The sequence below is a fragment of the Nocardioides sp. WS12 genome (assembly GCF_014108865.1).
In the GTDB taxonomy this organism is placed as follows: Bacteria; Actinomycetota; Actinomycetes; order Propionibacteriales; family Nocardioidaceae; genus Nocardioides.
Genome location: NZ_CP053928.1, coordinates 481,529 through 497,516, shown reverse-complemented (window position 1 = coordinate 497,516; position 15,988 = coordinate 481,529). Strand labels below are relative to the sequence as shown.

At 70.5% G+C, this 15,988-nt stretch carries 11 protein-coding genes and 1 tRNA gene; 4 read left to right on the top strand and 8 right to left on the bottom strand.

The genetic code is table 11. The features are described 5' to 3' along the window. Positions 1-12: 12 nt before the first annotated feature. From HRC28_RS02265 to HRC28_RS02255, 3 genes are read right to left on the bottom strand one after another with little or no spacing between them, the layout of a single operon-like run. Positions 13-1,566: a protein phosphatase 2C domain-containing protein gene (locus HRC28_RS02265; protein ID WP_182378565.1), complete on the bottom strand. Its 1,554-nt coding sequence runs from the start codon at positions 1,564-1,566 to the stop codon at positions 13-15. Beyond that, on the bottom strand, positions 1,567-2,031 hold the full coding sequence (locus HRC28_RS02260) for an FHA domain-containing protein (RefSeq protein WP_182378563.1): 465 nt from the start codon (positions 2,029-2,031) through the stop codon (positions 1,567-1,569). Continuing rightward, complete coding sequence (locus HRC28_RS02255) at positions 2,024-2,761, bottom strand: DUF3662 and FHA domain-containing protein (RefSeq protein ID WP_182378561.1); 738 nt, start codon at positions 2,759-2,761, stop codon at positions 2,024-2,026. The genes HRC28_RS02260 and HRC28_RS02255 overlap by 8 nt, the downstream gene beginning before the upstream one ends. A 220-nt stretch (positions 2,762-2,981) precedes the next feature. Here HRC28_RS02255 and HRC28_RS02250 point away from each other — a divergent pair. Beyond that, a tRNA-Leu gene (locus HRC28_RS02250) sits at positions 2,982-3,064 on the top strand. Positions 3,065-3,111: 47 nt separating this feature from the next. Here HRC28_RS02250 and HRC28_RS02245 read toward each other — a convergent pair. Together HRC28_RS02245 and HRC28_RS02240 are read right to left on the bottom strand one after the other, a co-directional pair. Continuing rightward, positions 3,112-5,190, bottom strand: coding sequence for a carboxypeptidase-like regulatory domain-containing protein (locus tag HRC28_RS02245; protein WP_182378559.1), 2,079 nt, complete (start codon positions 5,188-5,190; stop codon positions 3,112-3,114). 59 nt (positions 5,191-5,249) lie between these two features. After that, complete coding sequence (locus tag HRC28_RS02240) at positions 5,250-6,833, bottom strand: histidine kinase (protein WP_182378557.1); 1,584 nt, start codon at positions 6,831-6,833, stop codon at positions 5,250-5,252. Between the two features lie 9 nt (positions 6,834-6,842). Here HRC28_RS02240 and HRC28_RS02235 point away from each other — a divergent pair, with 9 nt between their 5' ends. After that, the gene (locus HRC28_RS02235; RefSeq protein ID WP_237111663.1) at positions 6,843-7,517 is read left to right on the top strand and encodes a response regulator transcription factor; all 675 of its coding nucleotides are present in this window, start codon (positions 6,843-6,845) and stop codon (positions 7,515-7,517) included. A 23-nt stretch (positions 7,518-7,540) separates the two neighbouring features. Here the strand turns inward: HRC28_RS02235 and HRC28_RS02230 are convergent, their stop codons facing one another. Together HRC28_RS02230 and HRC28_RS02225 are read right to left on the bottom strand one after the other, a co-directional pair. Next, positions 7,541-8,233, bottom strand: coding sequence for a hypothetical protein (locus HRC28_RS02230; RefSeq protein ID WP_182378555.1), 693 nt, complete (start codon positions 8,231-8,233; stop codon positions 7,541-7,543). 83 nt (positions 8,234-8,316) lie between these two features. Next, positions 8,317-10,503, bottom strand: coding sequence for an MMPL family transporter (locus HRC28_RS02225; RefSeq protein WP_182378553.1), 2,187 nt, complete (start codon positions 10,501-10,503; stop codon positions 8,317-8,319). 147 nt (positions 10,504-10,650) lie between these two features. Here HRC28_RS02225 and HRC28_RS02220 point away from each other — a divergent pair, with 147 nt between their 5' ends. Continuing rightward, positions 10,651-11,790 (top strand): sensor domain-containing protein, encoded by a 1,140-nt coding sequence (locus HRC28_RS02220; protein WP_182378551.1) that lies wholly within the window; start codon positions 10,651-10,653, stop codon positions 11,788-11,790. Then, positions 11,772-12,422 carry a response regulator transcription factor gene (locus HRC28_RS02215; RefSeq protein WP_202033200.1) on the top strand — a complete coding sequence of 217 codons (651 nt, stop codon included), beginning with the start codon at positions 11,772-11,774 and terminating at the stop codon, positions 12,420-12,422. Before HRC28_RS02220 ends, HRC28_RS02215 begins: the two co-directional genes overlap by 19 nt. A 3-nt stretch (positions 12,423-12,425) precedes the next feature. Here HRC28_RS02215 and HRC28_RS02210 read toward each other — a convergent pair whose 3' ends face one another. Further along, positions 12,426-15,962, bottom strand: coding sequence for an indolepyruvate ferredoxin oxidoreductase family protein (locus HRC28_RS02210; protein WP_182378549.1), 3,537 nt, complete (start codon positions 15,960-15,962; stop codon positions 12,426-12,428). Between the last annotated feature and the right edge of the window lie 26 nt (positions 15,963-15,988).

The following is a 15,988-nucleotide window of genomic DNA, read 5'->3' as shown; positions in this document are numbered from 1 at the left end:
CCGTCGGTTCGCTCAGGAGCCGTCGGCCGGGCTGCCGAAGTCGCTCGCCTCGCCGGAGGGCGGGGTGGGCGCGGGCGTGGACGTGGACGTGGTGGCGGACGTCGGGGGCGTGACGGAGGGCTCCTCGGTCGGTGTCTCGTCGGTCGGTGTCTCGTCGGTTTCGTCGCCGAGCTGCCGCAGCTTCTTGACGGCCTCTTCGTAGTTGTCGTAGTTCAGGCGACCGTCGACGGCGCTCTTGTCGGCCTGGCTGAGGTCGTCGAAGGACAGGCCGGGGCGCCAGACCACGTCGGACAGGCCGGGGACGTCGACGCCCTGGAAGAGCACGACCTCACCCTTCTCCTCGCCGATGTAGTACTGCCGCTGGCTCCACCAGTACGCCGTACCGAGGACCACCCAGACCAGGCCGAGCAGGACGGCGAGCGCGAGCAGGCGCCGCGCCCACGTGAACCGCGGCGGGGGCTGCAGGGCGTAGCGAACGGCCTCGGGGTCCGGCGGCGGGTCGGCGCGGATGGCGTGGTCGACGCCGGGCGGGATCTCCTCGTCGATCGGCTCGAGCTCGCCGGTGTCGCCGGAACGGTGGCCACGGAACAACGCGCGCGGACGCCGCTGCTTCAGTTCGGCGGCGGCGCCGACGATCTGCGGCTCCGGGGGTACGACGGCCGTGTCGCCCGGGTTCGGGGCGAGATGGACGTCGGCGACCACGCAGGTCACGTTGTCGGAACTGCCGGCCTCGAGGCTGGCGCGGACCATCTCGACTGCGGAGAACTCGGGGGTGCCGTCCGCCAGGATCTCGGTGATCCGCAGGTCGTCGAGGACACCGCACGCACCGTCACTGCAGAAGAACAGGCGGTCGCCCGCGACGAGTTCGAGCGTGAACAGGTCCGGTTCGACGTCGTGCAGGCCGTCGAGGGCCTTGAGGATGAGGTTGCGGTGCGGGTGGACCCGCGCCTCCTCCTCGGTGATCCGGCCCTCGTCGATCAGGCTCTGCACGAAGGTGTGGTCGCTGGTGAGCTGGGACAGCTCGCCGTCGCGGTAGAGATAGGCACGCGAGTCGCCGACATGACCCAGCGCGAGCCGGGCACCGTCGAACAGCCCGACGGTGACCGTCGTACTCGTGCCGTTGAGCGAGGCGTCGTGGTCGACCTGGGCGCCGATGGACACGTGCGCCTCTTCGAGGCCGTCGTTGATCCGTTCGATCAGGTCGACCGAACCGGGCGCCTCGTCGAGCTGGCGCAGCTCGTTGATGGCCGTGCTGGAGGCGATGTCACCGCGGGCCGCGCCACCGACGCCATCACAGACGGCGAGCAGCCACGGGCCGGCGTACCCGGAGTCCTGGTTGTCCTTGCGCACCCGACCCACGTCGGAGACCGCGTGGTAGCTGAATGCCAGGGCCGGCCGCGGAGCGGGAATGGGTACGTCGACGGTGTCGGCCGGGACCGGCGGAAGGATCGTGTCGCCCTCGACCGTCGGACCCGAGATGGGGTCCGGGTCGACGGGGCGGTCGGAGGTCGGCTCCGGGGGCGGAGGCGGAGGCGGGGGACCGTCCGGTGCTGTCGGTTCGGTCATCTACTTCCTCAGCTCCACGATGGTCTTTCCGATCCGGATCTGCGAGCCGAGGCCCACGGGGACGGGCTGGGTGAGCCGCTGGCTGCCGATGTACGTGCCGTTGGTGGAGCCGAGGTCCTCGACGTACCACTGCCCACCGGACGACACGATCCGAGCGTGGCGGGTGGAGACGTAGTCGTCGTCGAGGCGGATGGCTGCGTCGTTGCCGCGCCCGATCAGGATGGGCGCCTGCGCGAGGTCGGCGACGATCCCGGTGTTGACGCCCTGGACGACGGCGACCTCCTTGGGCTGGCCGCGGCGAGCGGCGGGCGCCTTCGCCGGCTTGGGCTGCTTGCCGGGGCTGGCGGGTGCAGGGACGCGGGCACCGAACATGTCGGACCGGATCACCGAGATCGCGGAGAGCACGAAGATCCAGAGGATCGCGAGGTACGCGATCCGGACCAGGAACAGGGTCAGCTCAGACATCGGCCGCCTCCTCGAGCAGTCGAAGTACGAGCGAAGTGTGACCGATCTGGACGCGGGAGCCCTCACGCAGCACCGCGCGGGCGACCTTCTGTCCGTCGACCCGGATGCCGTTGGTGGAGCCCATGTCGTGGACCTCGATCAGGAGCGGCCCCTCGCCGGGCGCGTAGCCGTCGCCGGACTGGGTGGTGATCAGGAACTCCGCGTGCCGCCGGCTCACGCCGGGGTCGTTGATCCGGATGTCGGCCTCGCTGCCGCGACCGACCACCAGTCCCGGCGCCTGCAGCGGGTGCTGGGTGCCGTTGACCTCGATGACCGCGCGGGTGCGCTGGGTGCTGCCGCGACGGGAGTGTCCGGTCACGGAGGCTTCGGCCTGGCTGCGGACCCGGAACCGCCCGGTGCCGAGGTCGTCGGCCGCCTCGAAGACGATCCGGATCGCGCCGGGGAAGACATAGGACTGCAGTTCGGCGTGCTCGGTGAGCTGTTCGGTGAGCTCGGTCGCCAGCGTCGAGTCGTAGGGCCCGAGCCGCTCGAGGTCGCCCGTCGACAACTCGACCGCGAAGCTGTTGGGCACCAGTCGACGGTGCCGCGAGAGCACCTGCGCCTTGTTGTCCAGCTCGCGCTGGAGAGCGGCCGCGATCTCGACCGGCTGGACGGCGCTCCGGAAGGTGCGCGCGAACGCGCCGGAGATCGCCTGCTCGAGGCGTTGTTCGAAACGCTGCAGTCCCCCCACGTGGGGTGCCCTCCCTTCCGAGGTCGCCTGACGGGTCTGTCGATCGTATCGGTGGCACCCTTCCGGGCCCGGTACATCGTCCCGGACCCCCGCGGTTCGTCCCTTCCCCGCGCTGCGCACTCACCAGGTGCGTGCCCAGCGCGGGGAAAGCGCCTGTCGGGGTGCGGCACCCGGTTTTGGGCGAGTGGCGGGGACTGGGATAACCTTGCCGACGCTTCACGCGCGAGTGGCGGAACGGCAGACGCGCTGCGTTCAGGTCGCAGTGTCCGAAAGGGCGTGGGGGTTCAAATCCCCCCTCGCGCACGTGCAGCGAAAGCCCCGGTCGAGAGACCGGGGCTTTCGTCATTTGGTCAACGGACGTAGACGCGAATCGACGTGGACGCGGCAGTGTCGAGCTGGGATCCGGCGTAGTTGAACCGCACGGTCACCCAGCCCCGCCGCTTGGCGGTGACCGAATGCCTGATCAGCTCCCGGATCGCGACGCCCCGATAGGCGTAGTTGGGGTACCTGATCGTGTAGTACCCGCCGCCGGGTCTGCTCAGCCCCGGGGTGAGGACCCGGATCTTGAGGACCGCGTTGAGGTACTTGCGATCGCCGACCCACGAAGCCTCCAGCCTGGTTCGGGCCTTGATCTTCGTCATTCGCAGTGACGTGGCGGACGCGCTGATGCCGTTCCGGGTGTCGACCGCGGTCACCTTGACGGTGATGAAGTCGGCGACGTCGGCGGGGACCAGGCGGTACGACGCACCGGTGGCACCGGTGATCGGCACGCCGCTGCGGTACCACCGGTAGGTGACCTGGTCCGGTGTGAAGTTCCAGATCGGCGCCCTCAGGGTGAGCACCGAACCTGCGACTCGGCTACCGAGGACGGCGGCGCCGTTGGTGGATTGCGGGCTCGCCACCGTGGTGGTCAGCGAGGTCACGATCGCGGACTGGTGGCCGGCCAGGCTCGCCACCTGGCGGACCTTGAGCGAGCAACCCGCGGCGGTGGCTGGGAGTACGACGACCTCGCCCGTCAGGCCGAGTGGGACGCCGTTGCACAGCCACTCATAGCGGGAGGTGTCGGGCGTCGGGGTGACCGAGGCGGAGCGGGCGCTTACGGGCAGACCGGCGACCGGGGGACCTTCGATCGTGGGGAGGCTGCTGGCCGCCAGCCTGTACTCGGGCAGGTGCGTGACCGCCTGGATGGCCAACTCGTCGGGATGCGGCAAGAAGAGTTCGACCGCGTCGCGGGCACTGATCTGCGTGGGCTGGTTGGGATACCAGACCGTCGTGGTCCGGTCGCTGGTGTAGCGCAACGTGATGCCCATCGTGGAGCCCAACCCCAGACCGGGGATCGACCAGGTCCCGTCGTTCGCGGAGACTGCGGACCCCTTGACCACATCGGTGTGGCCACCGTAGGCAGTCACGTCGACTCCGGGCACGGGGTCGCCTGCGGGGTCGAGGACGACGCCCGAGAGCGTCTTTCCACCGGGCTGGTTGATGTCGTTGCCCGAGAGGGTCTGTCCCTCGGTGGGCGCGATCACCGTGGCGGACGAGACGTCCGTCGCTTCCCCGAGCCACCGCGTCTCATATCCGTCCGTGACGACTCTCCCGATGGCCTTCAGGGTCAGCGTGGTGGCCGGAACCACCATGGAGAACTGGCCGTCGAGATCGTCGGACCAGGTGCGGACGTAGCCACCGAGATCAATTCGTTCGCCGTCCTCGATGAGGATCATCCGTACGTCGGCGCTGATGCCTGCACCGCTGACGTTGGTGATCTGCCCGGTGACGATCGCGGTCGGTTGCAGATCGATGGCAATGTCCGAGAGTTCGGTGCCGCCAGCCACCTGCAGCTCAGGGGCGTGCGTCCAGTGGTACTTGTTGCCGTTGAATCGCGCGATGACGTTGAGGGGGGAGAGTGCGCGCGTGAGCCCGACGACGATGGGCCGTTCGGTGGTGACCTTCGCGGTGAACTCGCCGCCGCCGACGGTGAAGGCCGGGAACAACGACTCCCAGGTCCCGGCGACCCTGATGGAGACACCGGTCGGGTCGGGGCCGGTGTACGCGCCGCGCACGACGCCGGCCGGGCTCAGGGTCGTTGACGCATCGACCGTGCCGGAGTCGCCGACGGTGAGGACGCTGCCCGACACTTCGTCGCCGTCGTACCACTTCGTGATGGTGTTCTTCGACTCGAAGCGAATGCGGTAGCCACCCGGCGCGGACGGGACGAACTGGAAATGCCCATCGGTGTCAGCGTTGACTACTCGGAGTTGTCCGCTGTCGCTGTACAGAAGTGCCCTGACCCCGGCGATCGGTGCGCCGTCGCTGGACGACGTCACGGTTCCGGTGATGACGGCAGCCGTTGTCTCGGCAGCTCGTGCTGGTGCGACGAGGGCCAGGAGGGAGAAGAGGGTCAGCGCGAGCAGGGCCCCGAGAAGGCGTTTCACCGGAGAAGCGTAAGCGGCCGACCGGTGGTTTCGTTGCCGAACGGCGACGGCGACTGCGGTCAGCGAGGCCCGGAAGGTACGTCGGCCAGGGCCGGTGCCACCAGCATCTCGAAGCGCTGGTCCTGAAGCATCCGCTCCTGGTCGACCATCCGCCGCAGGTCGGGGAGCAGGCTGCTCAGCCCGAGGTCGTCGGCAGTGCGGGTGATGCGGCCGAGTTCGTCGGCAGTGAGGTCGCCGTCCGCCGTACACATGCGCAGGGTGCAGTAGAGGACGCCGCGCCCGCCGGACGCCATGCCGGGCAGGGCCAGCGTGGTCTCGATGGTCTCGTCGACGGCGTAGGTACGCAGGTCCTCGAGCACCCAGGGTGCGGCACCGGCGGCAGCTTCGAAGCCGACCGCCCACTCACGTTGCCGCGGCGTGATGTGGCTGACGCCGCCGGCTGCGGCGAACATCGCGCGGACCCAGGACCGTTGGTCCTCGTGGGTGAGCTGGTCATAGCTCTCGGCGGGGAGTTCGTACATCTCCCAACCGACCCAGCGCAGGGCGGTCAGGCTGTACGGGTCGCGGGCGGCGACGACGCGTTCGGCGAGGGGGAGGCAGGCGCTGATCGTGGTGCCCTCGCCTGTGCGGCTGTCGATCTCCAGGCGCCCGCCGAGGGCCGACACCCGGTCGGACAGGCCTTCGAGGCCGGAGCCGGGGGCTGTCGTGGCCCCACCGCGGCCGTCATCGGTGACTGCGACGCGCAGGCCCTGGGCGGTCAGGGTGGCGTGGACCACCGCGTGGGTGGCGTCGGCGTGCTTCGTGGCGTTGGCGAGCGCCTCCGCCACGACGTAGTAGGCCGCCACTTCGACCAGGTTCGGAAGAGGAGCGGGTACGTCGACGCGGAGCTCGACCGGCAGGCCCGGCCGCTCGGCCAGGGACTCGAGGGCGCCGAGGAGGCCGGTGGCGGCGAAGATCGCGGGGTGCATGCCCCGGGCGAGCTCGCGCAACTCGGCAATCGCGCCGTCGAGCTCTCCCGCGGCATTCGTGAGGATCGCTGCCAGGGCGGCGTCGGCGGCGGACCTGTTCCCGGCCAGTCGCAGCATCAGGGCGACACCGACGAGGCGTTGCTGGGCGCCGTCGTGCAGGTTCCGCTCGGTCCGTCGACGCTCGAGGTCGACGGCCTCCAGGATGCGCGCGTGGGAGGCACGCAGGTCGGCGACCTCGGCGCGGAGGTCGGCTCGTTGCTGCTCGTTCTCGAAGGCCAGGGCTGCGGCGTCGACGGCCGCCTTCAGTCGGCCGGGACTGCGGAGCAGCGACGGGTCGTGGATCAGCGCGGCGATCGGCTTCCCGCCACGGTCGATCGGCGTCACCGCGCGCCCGTCGATGGTGACGGGAGCGGTCATCGACTGGCCGCGCTCGTCGATCCATCCGCCGCTGCCGACGCGGATGTAGGCGATGTCGAGGCCGGGGTCACCGAGCGACACCCGCAGGGCGTTGCGGAGGGTGTCTCCCGGGCCGACCGTCTGCAGGTCGGCGACCAGGCCGACCAGTCGCTGTGCGGCCCGTCGGTCGCCGCGTCCCCATTTCCGTGACCACGAGACCACCACGGTGACCAGACTGCTCTGCCCGAAGCCGCTGCGCCACCGCTTCCGGGGGTCCATAATTCGTCTGTGCAGGCAATTCGGGTGGTCCTGGTCGATGACGCGGCTCTTGTCCGCGAAGGAATCGCCCGTCTGCTCCGCGAAGAAGGCCTCGACGTCGCCGCTCAACTGGAGGACGCCACCGACCTTCTCGCCACCGTGGAGGAGATCAAACCGGACGTGGTGATCCTCGACGTACGGATGCCGCCGACGCACACCACCGAGGGCCTCGATGCCGCTGTCGAGCTCAAGCGCACCCACCCGCACGTGGGTGTCCTGGTGCTGTCGCAGTACGTCGAGACCCATCACGCCCTGGACCTGCTCACAGGTGGGCAACGCGGGGTCGGCTACCTGCTCAAGGAGCGCATCGCGAAGCCCTCGGACCTGGTCGATGCCCTGGTGCGCGTCGCTGACGGCGGGACCGTGGTCGACCCGGACGTCGTACGCAGGGTCCTGGAGACGCCGCGACGAGCGGACCCGGTGACGCGACTGACCGTCAAGGAGCGCGAGGTCCTCACCCTGGTGGCGGAGGGACATTCGAACGCCACGATCGCCGAACTCCTCGACTCCAACGTCCGCACGGTCGAGACCCACACGAGCCGGATCTTCACCAAGCTCGAGCTGGAAATGAGCGCCACGACCCACCGGCGGGTGCTGGCCGTCCTGGCGCATTTGCGGGCGCGCGCGTCGACGGCAGAGGGATAGCCACGACGGCGTACGGATGTGACTCAGGGCAGCAGCGTCCGCCCCTGCCAGGTCCCGTGCTCGGACAGCGGGCGGAACCGCATGAACGCCGATTCGTGGTGGAACTCGCGCCGGCGCTGCTCGGCCATCGCGACGGTGTGGGCGGGCTGTTCGCCGACGCCCTCGCTGCGCCCGTGCACCATCTCGGTCATCTCCCGCACGGTGCGCCAGATCGAGAATGTCGAGAACGTGTGCGGCGGGCGCATCGCAGCGGTGGAGAACACCGCGGCCGGGTGACCGGCGACGAGGCGCTCGACGGGCTTGCCCCAGGACAGGAAGCGAGGCATCTCCCGGAGCCGGAGTCGGGCCAGGGTGACCGCGACGATCGGCTCCTCCGGGTCCCAGTCGCCGGCCTTCTGGGGAAGCGGCGCGAGGGCGGCCACTTCGCCGTACCTCCGCAGGAACTGCAGGCGCACGTGCCAGCCGGTGGCGAGTTGCTGACCGAGCGGCTGGGTCGCCAGGAAGGCCTCGAGCGCGGCCTCGTCCTCCCAGGCGCAGAACACCGCGAGCCGCCGCAACTGCATCCGCTCCAGCGACACCGTCGGCGAGCCGAGCCGCATCATCGCGAGGGTCTCCGCGTGCTTCATACCGGGTACGACGCCCGCGCGGGGCGGACGCAGCAGCGCCCGGCTCGTGGTGCGGGGCGGGAGCTCGGCCAGGTGGAAGGAGTGCAGCACCGGCCCATTGAAACAAGTGCTGCCGACCCGGGGGTTTCGAGGCTCGCTTTCGCTCGCACCTCAACCACCGGGCCGGCGTGCGGTCAGCGTCCGGTCGGCACCAGTACGCCGTTCTGCGATTCCCACGACGTGGGCGGCAGGTCCTCCGCAGCAGCAGCGACCGGCGTACGACGCTTCGGCCAGGCCCGGTCCCCGAGCAGGACCAGGATCGCGGGCAGCACGACCAGGCGGATGACCGTTGCGTCGATGAGGATCGCGGCCGAGAGGCCGACGCCCATCATCTTCATCTCCATCATCGACAGGGTCGCGAAGATCGCGAACACCGACACCATCACCGCCGCAGCACTGGTGATCACACCGGCGGTGTCGGCGATGCCGCGATGCACGGCGTCCCTGGCGGACAGACCGGAGTCGATGAGTTCGCGGATCCGGCTGAGCGCGAACACGTGGTAGTCCATCGACAGGCCGACCAGCACCACCAGCACGAATACGGGGATCCAGTCGATCACGAAGCCGGGGCTGGTGAAGTCGAGCAGCGACTCACCGACGCCGTGCTGGACGACGATCGCGAGGATGCCGAACGCGACGCCCACGGACGCCAGGTTGAGCACCGTCGACACCACGCCGAGCAGCACGCTGCGGAACGCGGCGATCATCATCACCATCGTCAACAGCAGCACGAACCCGAGCAGGAACGGCATCCGCGCCGACTGCTTCTCCGCGCTGTCGAGCGCTTCGGCAGCGCTGCCGCCGACGGCGTGCTCCGCACCGGTGAGGTCATCGAGCGCGGCCGGAACCAGGTCGGTCCGCAACCGCTCGATCGCGGCACCTGCACGGTCATCGGACTCCTCGTAGGGCATCGGCAGGTCGAGCACCGACGTGTTGCCATCGGCGGAGGCCTGGACCTGCGCGCCGGCGATGGCGAAGTCGTCGAAGCCGCCGGCCTCGTCGCGCAGCCCTTCCAGTGCAGCCTTCGCGGCAGCAGGGTCGGCGCCGGTGACAACGACCTGCGCCGACGTCCCTTCGCTCGGGTAGGCCTTCGTGATGGCGCGGAAGGTCTGCACCGCGGGGATGTCGCCGGGCAGGGTCTCGGGTGTGGCCTGGTGCGTCTTCATCGACAGCGCCGGTACGGCGAGCGCGATGATGCCGACCGTGGCCACGACCAGGGCGGCGACGGGGTGACGAACCACGGGGCCGAGCAGGCGTCCGCTGATGGAGCCGGTCGTCGTACGACGGGTGAGGCGCCAGAGCAGCGGCACGCGAGGCCGGTCGACCCAGCGGCCGAGCTTGGCGAGCAGCGCCGGGAGCACCGTGATGGAGCCGAGGACGGCGACGGCGACGACGATGATCGAGCCGGTGGCGAGGGAGTTGAAGGTGACGTCGGTGAGCACGAAGAGCCCCGCCAGTGCGGCGATCACGGCGCCACCGGACACGAGGATGGCGTGGCCCGAGGTCTCCGCTGCGATTGCGACGGCGTCGAGGGTCGAGCGTCCGGCGGCACGTTCCTGGCGTTCGCGCTTGAGGTAGAAGAGCGAGTAGTCGACGCCGACGGCCATGCCGATCAGCACGATCATGCTGGTCACCGTCGGCTCTGCGGGCACGAGCAGCGACACCGGTGCACTGATGCCGATGGTGGCGGCGACACTCGTCGCGGCCAGCAGGACCGGCAGTCCAGCGGCGATCAGCGCTCCGAAGGCCAGCAGCATCAGGACCAGCGTGATCGGCAGGCTGATGAACTCGGCGGAGTGCAGGTCCTCGGCGACCCGTTCGTTGATGGCTTCGTCGATGGTGACGTCGCCGGCCTGTTCGACGACGAGATCCGGATGCGCCTTCTGTACGGCGGCCGTCGCATCGAGCAACGGCTCGGCGTCGATCTCGTCGGAGGTGAGCTCGACCGGCACGAGCAGAGCACTGCCGTCCTCGCTCGCGATGGCGTCCCCGACGCCGACGACGCCCTTCACGTCGGCCATGGATGCGGCGACCTCGGCGGCTGCAGCCCGGGCATCGGCGCCATCCAGGTCCCCGGACTTCGAGGTGATGAGGACGTTCTCGGTCGGCGGGTGGTCGAGGCCGGCACTGTCGAGCAGCGCTTCGGCGCGGCCGGACTCACCGATCCGGTAGTCGGCGTCCTTGACCTCGTTGGTCGACACGGTCATGGCGAGGCCGACGGCGACGGCGACGAGGAGGAACCAGGCGCCGATGGCACGCCACGGATGAGTGGCGCTCCACCGCGCTGCGCGGGTCGGTAGCTGGGCGAGGGGGTTGGACATCGGGACTCCTGGCTGCTCGGAAGGGGGGTGGGAACCTGTGGTCTCCAGCGAATCGCTCCCGGCGCCGTGGGTCAGGGGTGGAGCGTCCCGACCCGGGGTGGTGCCTGCACCACTGCCCGATGACCGCCGGCACGACAGACTGGTCCGGTGAGCAGATGGCCCGAGCACGACGTCGACCTGCGTGCCGGTCGGTGGGCACTGACCGGGTACGCCGCCCTGCACGTCCTGCTCTTCGCCTTCGTCATCGTCACCTTCGTCCTGGTGACGGTGAGCGCCGTGCTCACCATCGTCTGGGTCGGCGTGGTCCTGCTGATCGGCGTGCTGCCCCTGATGCGGGGCCTGGTCGGCTGGCACCGCACGATGTCGGGCCGGATCCTCGGGGCGCCCGTCACGGCGCCGTACTCCCCGCTCCCGGGCGGCGTGATCGCCAACCTGAAGACCCGCGCCGCCGACCCGATGACGTGGCGCGACCTGTTCTGGATGCTGTGGGCGATGACCTTCGGGTTCGTCGCTTCGCTGCTGGCGCTGGTGCTCTTCCTCGGCGTCATCACCTGGCCCGTCTGGTGGTACGGCGTCGGGCCGCTCATGCGCGCCCGGGCCTGTGTCGACCGGGCACTGCTCACGGTGGGCCGCACCGAACATCTCGAGCGGCGGGTGCAGGTGTTGACCGAGTCGCGCGCGGTCGTGGTCGACCACTCCGCGGCTGAACTGCGCCGAATCGAGCGCGACCTGCACGACGGTCCGCAGGCCCGGCTGGCCGCCGTGTCGTTGAGCCTGGGCCTGGCCGAGGACCTGTTCGAGAGCGACCCCGAAGCAGCCCGCCGTCTCGTGCTCGACGCGCGCTCCAACTCCTCCGCGGTGCTGGGCGAACTCCGCGACGTCGTCCGGGGGATCCACCCACCGGTGCTGGCCGATCGCGGCCTCACCGGCGCCGTGTCGGCGCTGGCCATCGACATGGCCGTGCCCGTGGAGCTCACCCTGGCCGTCGACACCCGGCTGCCGGCACCGGTCGAGTCGGCGGTCTACTTCACCGTCGCCGAGTGCCTTGCCAACGCCACCAAACACGCCAGCGCCGCCCGGACCTGGATCCGGCTCGAGCACTCCGACGACGTCCTGCGCGGCGAGGTCGGCGACGACGGCCGCGGCGGCGCCGACCCGCGCACCGGCACCGGCCTCCAGGGAATCGCCGCGCGCCTCGCGGCCTTTGACGGCACGATGGCGGTGTCGAGCCCGCTCGGTGGCCCGACCGTCGTCAGCTGGGAGATCCCGTGCCGCCCCTCCGCGTAGTCCTCGCCGAAGACCACGCCCTGCTGCGCGCCGGTCTCACCCAGCTCCTGGAGGCCAAGGGCTTCGAGGTCATCGCCGCCGTCGACAACCTGCCCGAGCTGGAGCGCGCGCTCGCCGACCCCCGCGCCGACGCAGCCGTGGTCGACGTACGCATGCCGCCGACGTTCACCGACGAGGGCCTGCGCGCCGCGATCGCCGTGCGTGCGGTCCGGCCGGGCTTCCCGGTCCTGGTGTTGTCGCAGTACGTCGAACAGCTCTACGCCCGCGAGCTGCTCGCGAGCGGCGAGGGGGCCGTCGGGTACCTGCTCAAGGACCGCGTCTCCGACGTCGCCGAGTTCGTCGACGCCGTACGACGGGTGGCCGACGGCGCGACGGTGCTGGACCCCTCGGTCGTCGCGGCCGTCATGGAACGCCGCAAGGATTCGCCCATCGAGCGGCTGACCGACCGGGAGCGCGAAGTACTGGCGCTGATGGCCGAAGGCCGCGCCAATGCAGGGATTGCGGAGTCGCTGGTCGTCACAGAGAAGGCCGTCGCCAAGCACATCAACAGCATCTTCGCGAAGCTCGACCTGCCCGCCGACACCGACGACCACCGTCGGGTCCGCGCAGTCCTGGCGTGGCTACGCGTTTAGCGGTCAGTGCTGAGCGACCGCCGGCGGCTGCACGCCGAGCTGGGTGAGCTCGGCGACGTACTTCTCCACGTTGCGCATCTTGACGTGCTCGTAGCCACGGACCAGGTCGGGCAGCTCGGCGATCACCACCGCGCGCTCGTAGTCGCCGACCAGTCCGGTGGCCGGGTTGGCCGCCAGATCGGTCACGAGCGCGCGGTAGTGGTCGCGCAGCTCCCGCTCGACCTTGCGCAGGTGCGCCCGGCCGAACGGGTCGGCAGCAGTGCCGCGCAAGCGCTTCATCCGGGCCAGCGTGCGCAGGCTGCCGTGCGAGCGGGGACCGAAGCTGATCTTCTTGTCGCGGCCCAGGGCGCGCAGCGCCGGCGGGTGCAACTGGAAGGCCACGGTGCCCCCGGGGAACTCCTCGCCGGTCGAGGCAAGGAAGGCGGGGTCGGTCAGCAGGCGCGCGACCTCGTACTCGTCCTTGTAGGCGGTGAGCTTGAAGAGGTGGCGTGCCACGGCCTCGCTGAAGCGGGTCTCGGTCGTCACGGCACGCTCGGCCGCAGCGACCTCGGAGACGAGGGCGACGTAGCTGTCGGCGAGCTTCTCGTCCTGGTAGTCGACGAGGTCGGCGGCCCGCAGGCTGACGAGGCGCAACAGTTCGCCGTCGAGGCCGGAGGCGGCGACGGACGCCGGGACCGGCCGCTCGCGGACGACGGCGGTGCGCTCGTTGGCGGCGCGGAAGGCAGCCGGGTCGGCGACGGCGGTGCGCCCCCAACGGAAGGCCGCGATGTTCGCAGCGACCGCGGTCCCGTTGATCCCGATGGCCTCCTCGATGGCGGCGGCGGGCAGCCGGAGGGCACCGGTCTGGTGGGCCGCACCGACGAGGAGGAAGTTCGCGGCAACGGTGTTGCCGAAGATCCGGTCCGCTGCCTCGAGGGCGTCGAAGTCGAACAGGTCCAGGCTCGCGGTCCGGACCCGGTCCAGGAGATCGCCCTCGTCGGGGTGCTGGACGTTGAGGTCGTGGACCATCGCGCCCGTCGCCGTACGACTGGTGGACACGACCGTGCGGGTCCCGGTGGCGCTGCCGAAGACGAGGTTGCGGTCCTCGGCGAGGGTGAGCAGGTCGAAGCCGAGGAAGCAGTCCGCCGAGCCCGGGGTCAGCCGGTTGGCCGGCTCGAGGTCGCCGTCGGCGAAACGTAGGTGCCCGACGACCGGCCCGGCCTTCTGGCTCAGGCCCGTCTGATCGAGTGATTCGACGGCGTACCCGGCCCGGAGGGCGGCGGTGGCGAGGACCTGGTTGACGGTCACGATGCCAGTGCCGCCGATGCCCACCATGAAGACGTTCTGGGTCGCGGTGACCCGCTCCTCGGCCGGGCTGGCGGCGACGGTCGGCGGCGTCGGGTAGGCCCGCTTCTTCTTGGCGGCCTTGGTCGCCTTCGTCTCCTGACGCTTCGCCTTGCGGAGCGTACGACGCGTGCGGGGCGCCGTTTCGACGGTCACGAAGGACGGGCAGTCGCCGTCGAGGCAGCTGTAGTCGGTGTTGCAGGACGTCTGCTCGATCTGGGTCTTGCGGCCGTACTCGGTGTCGACCGGCTGGACGGACAGGCAGTTGCTCTTCACGCCGCAGTCGCCACAGCCCTCACAGACGGCCTGGTTGATGACGACCCGCTTGGTGCGGGTGGGCAGCGAGCCGCGCTTGCGTTGGCGGCGGGCGTCGGCGGCGCAGTGCTGGTCGTAGATCAGCACGGTCACGCCGGGGATGTCGCGCAGCATCCGCTGCGCCTCGTCGAGGCGGTCGCGGTCCCAGAGCAGGGTGCCGGGCGCCAGGTCGCGCTTGCGGTGCCGCTCGGGCTCGTCGGCGCAGATGATGATCTTCTTGACGCCCTCGGTGTGCAGCTTGTGGGTCAGCTTCGGCACGGAGAGCGCGCCCTCGGCGTCCTGGGCGCCGGTCATGGCGACGACGTCGTTGTAGAGCACCTTGTAGGTGATGTTCACGCCGGCCGCGATGCAGGCCTGGACGGCCAGCTGGGCGGAGTGGAAGAAGGTGCCGTCGCCGACGTTCTGGAAGATGTGCGGGGCGTCGGTGAACCAGGCCTGCCCGATCCACTGCGCTCCCTCGCCACCCATCTGGGTCACGCCGGTCACGGCGCTCTCCGGACGGTCGGAGATCGTCACCATGGCGTGGCAGCCGATGCCGCCGCCGCCCATCGAGCCCTCGGGGATCACGGTGGAACGGTTGTGGGGGCACCCGCTGCAGAAGTACGCGCCCCGGCTGGCGGCGAGCAGCGGGAGCGGCGTGCGCTTCGCGGCCGGCGGCTTCAGCTCGACGACACCCTGGAGGAGGTGGCGCATGGGCGCCAGCAGGCGGCCGGAGGTGAGCTCGCCGTCGGCCGGGACCAGCAGCATGCCGTTGGCGTCGCGCTTGCCGAGCACCTGGGGCGCGGCGGGCGTGCCGTAGAGGATGTCGCGGATCTGGGTCTCGATGAACGAGGTCTTGTCCTCGATCACGACGATGCGCTCCAGGCCCGCGGCGAACCGGTGGATGATCGACGGGTCGACCGGGCTCATCATGCCGAGGCGGAGCACCCGGATGCCCGCAGCGGTGAGCGCCTCGTCGGTGATGCCGAGGTCGGTCATCGACTGGCGCATCGAGTCGTAGCAACTGCCGGACGCGATGAAGCCGGTGGTCGCACCCGCCACGTCGAGGTCCACGACGTCGAGGTGGTTCGCGGCGGCGTACGCGCGAACCACCTCGGTGCGCGGGCCGACCAGTTCGGCCTCGGCGCCCACGATCATCGCGGGGCGCAGCACGATCGGGCTCTGGGTGTAGACGTAGGGCAGACCGTTCCACTCGATCGCGGGAATCACCGGCTCGACGTGGACGTCGGGGCCGTCGACGACCCAGGCGCCGTCAGCCACGTCGGCCACGATCTTGAGCGCGACGACGCAGCCCGAGGCGCGGGAGATCTCGATGGCGTGCAGCCCCAGCGTCACGATCTCGCTGGCGTTGCGGGGGAACAGGACGGGGATGCCCAGCGCGGCCAGCGACCGCTCGCTCACGGCCGGCACCGTCGAGGACTTCGAGGCGGGGTCGTCGCCGACCAGGAGGACGGCGCCGCCGCGCCGGTTGACGCCGTACATGTTGGCGTGGCGCAGCGGGTCCGTGGCGCGGTCGACGCCGGGTCCCTTGCCGTACCAGAAACCGGTGACGCCGTCGTGGGTCGCGTTGGCGGCCGGGAGGTCGACCTGGCTACCCCAGACGGCTGTCGCGGCGAGCTCTTCGTTGAGGCCGGGGACGAAGCGGATGTCGTTCTCGTCGAGGGTGTCCTGCATGTCCGCGAGCATCTTGTCGAGGCCGCCGAGCGGGCTGCCCTGGTAGCCGGAGACGAAGGACGCCGTGTGCAGTCCGCGGCGCCGGTCCAGTGCGCGGTGCTCGACGAGGAGCCGCGCGATGGCCTGCACGCCGGTCAGCAGGGTCGGTGGCGCGCCCACGCGGAAGCGGTCGTCGAGGTCGTACGACGGCATCGGCTCGGAGGCCGGGCGGTTCAACAACTCGGTCATGAGCTCTCCTGTGCTGGCGCGAGGGC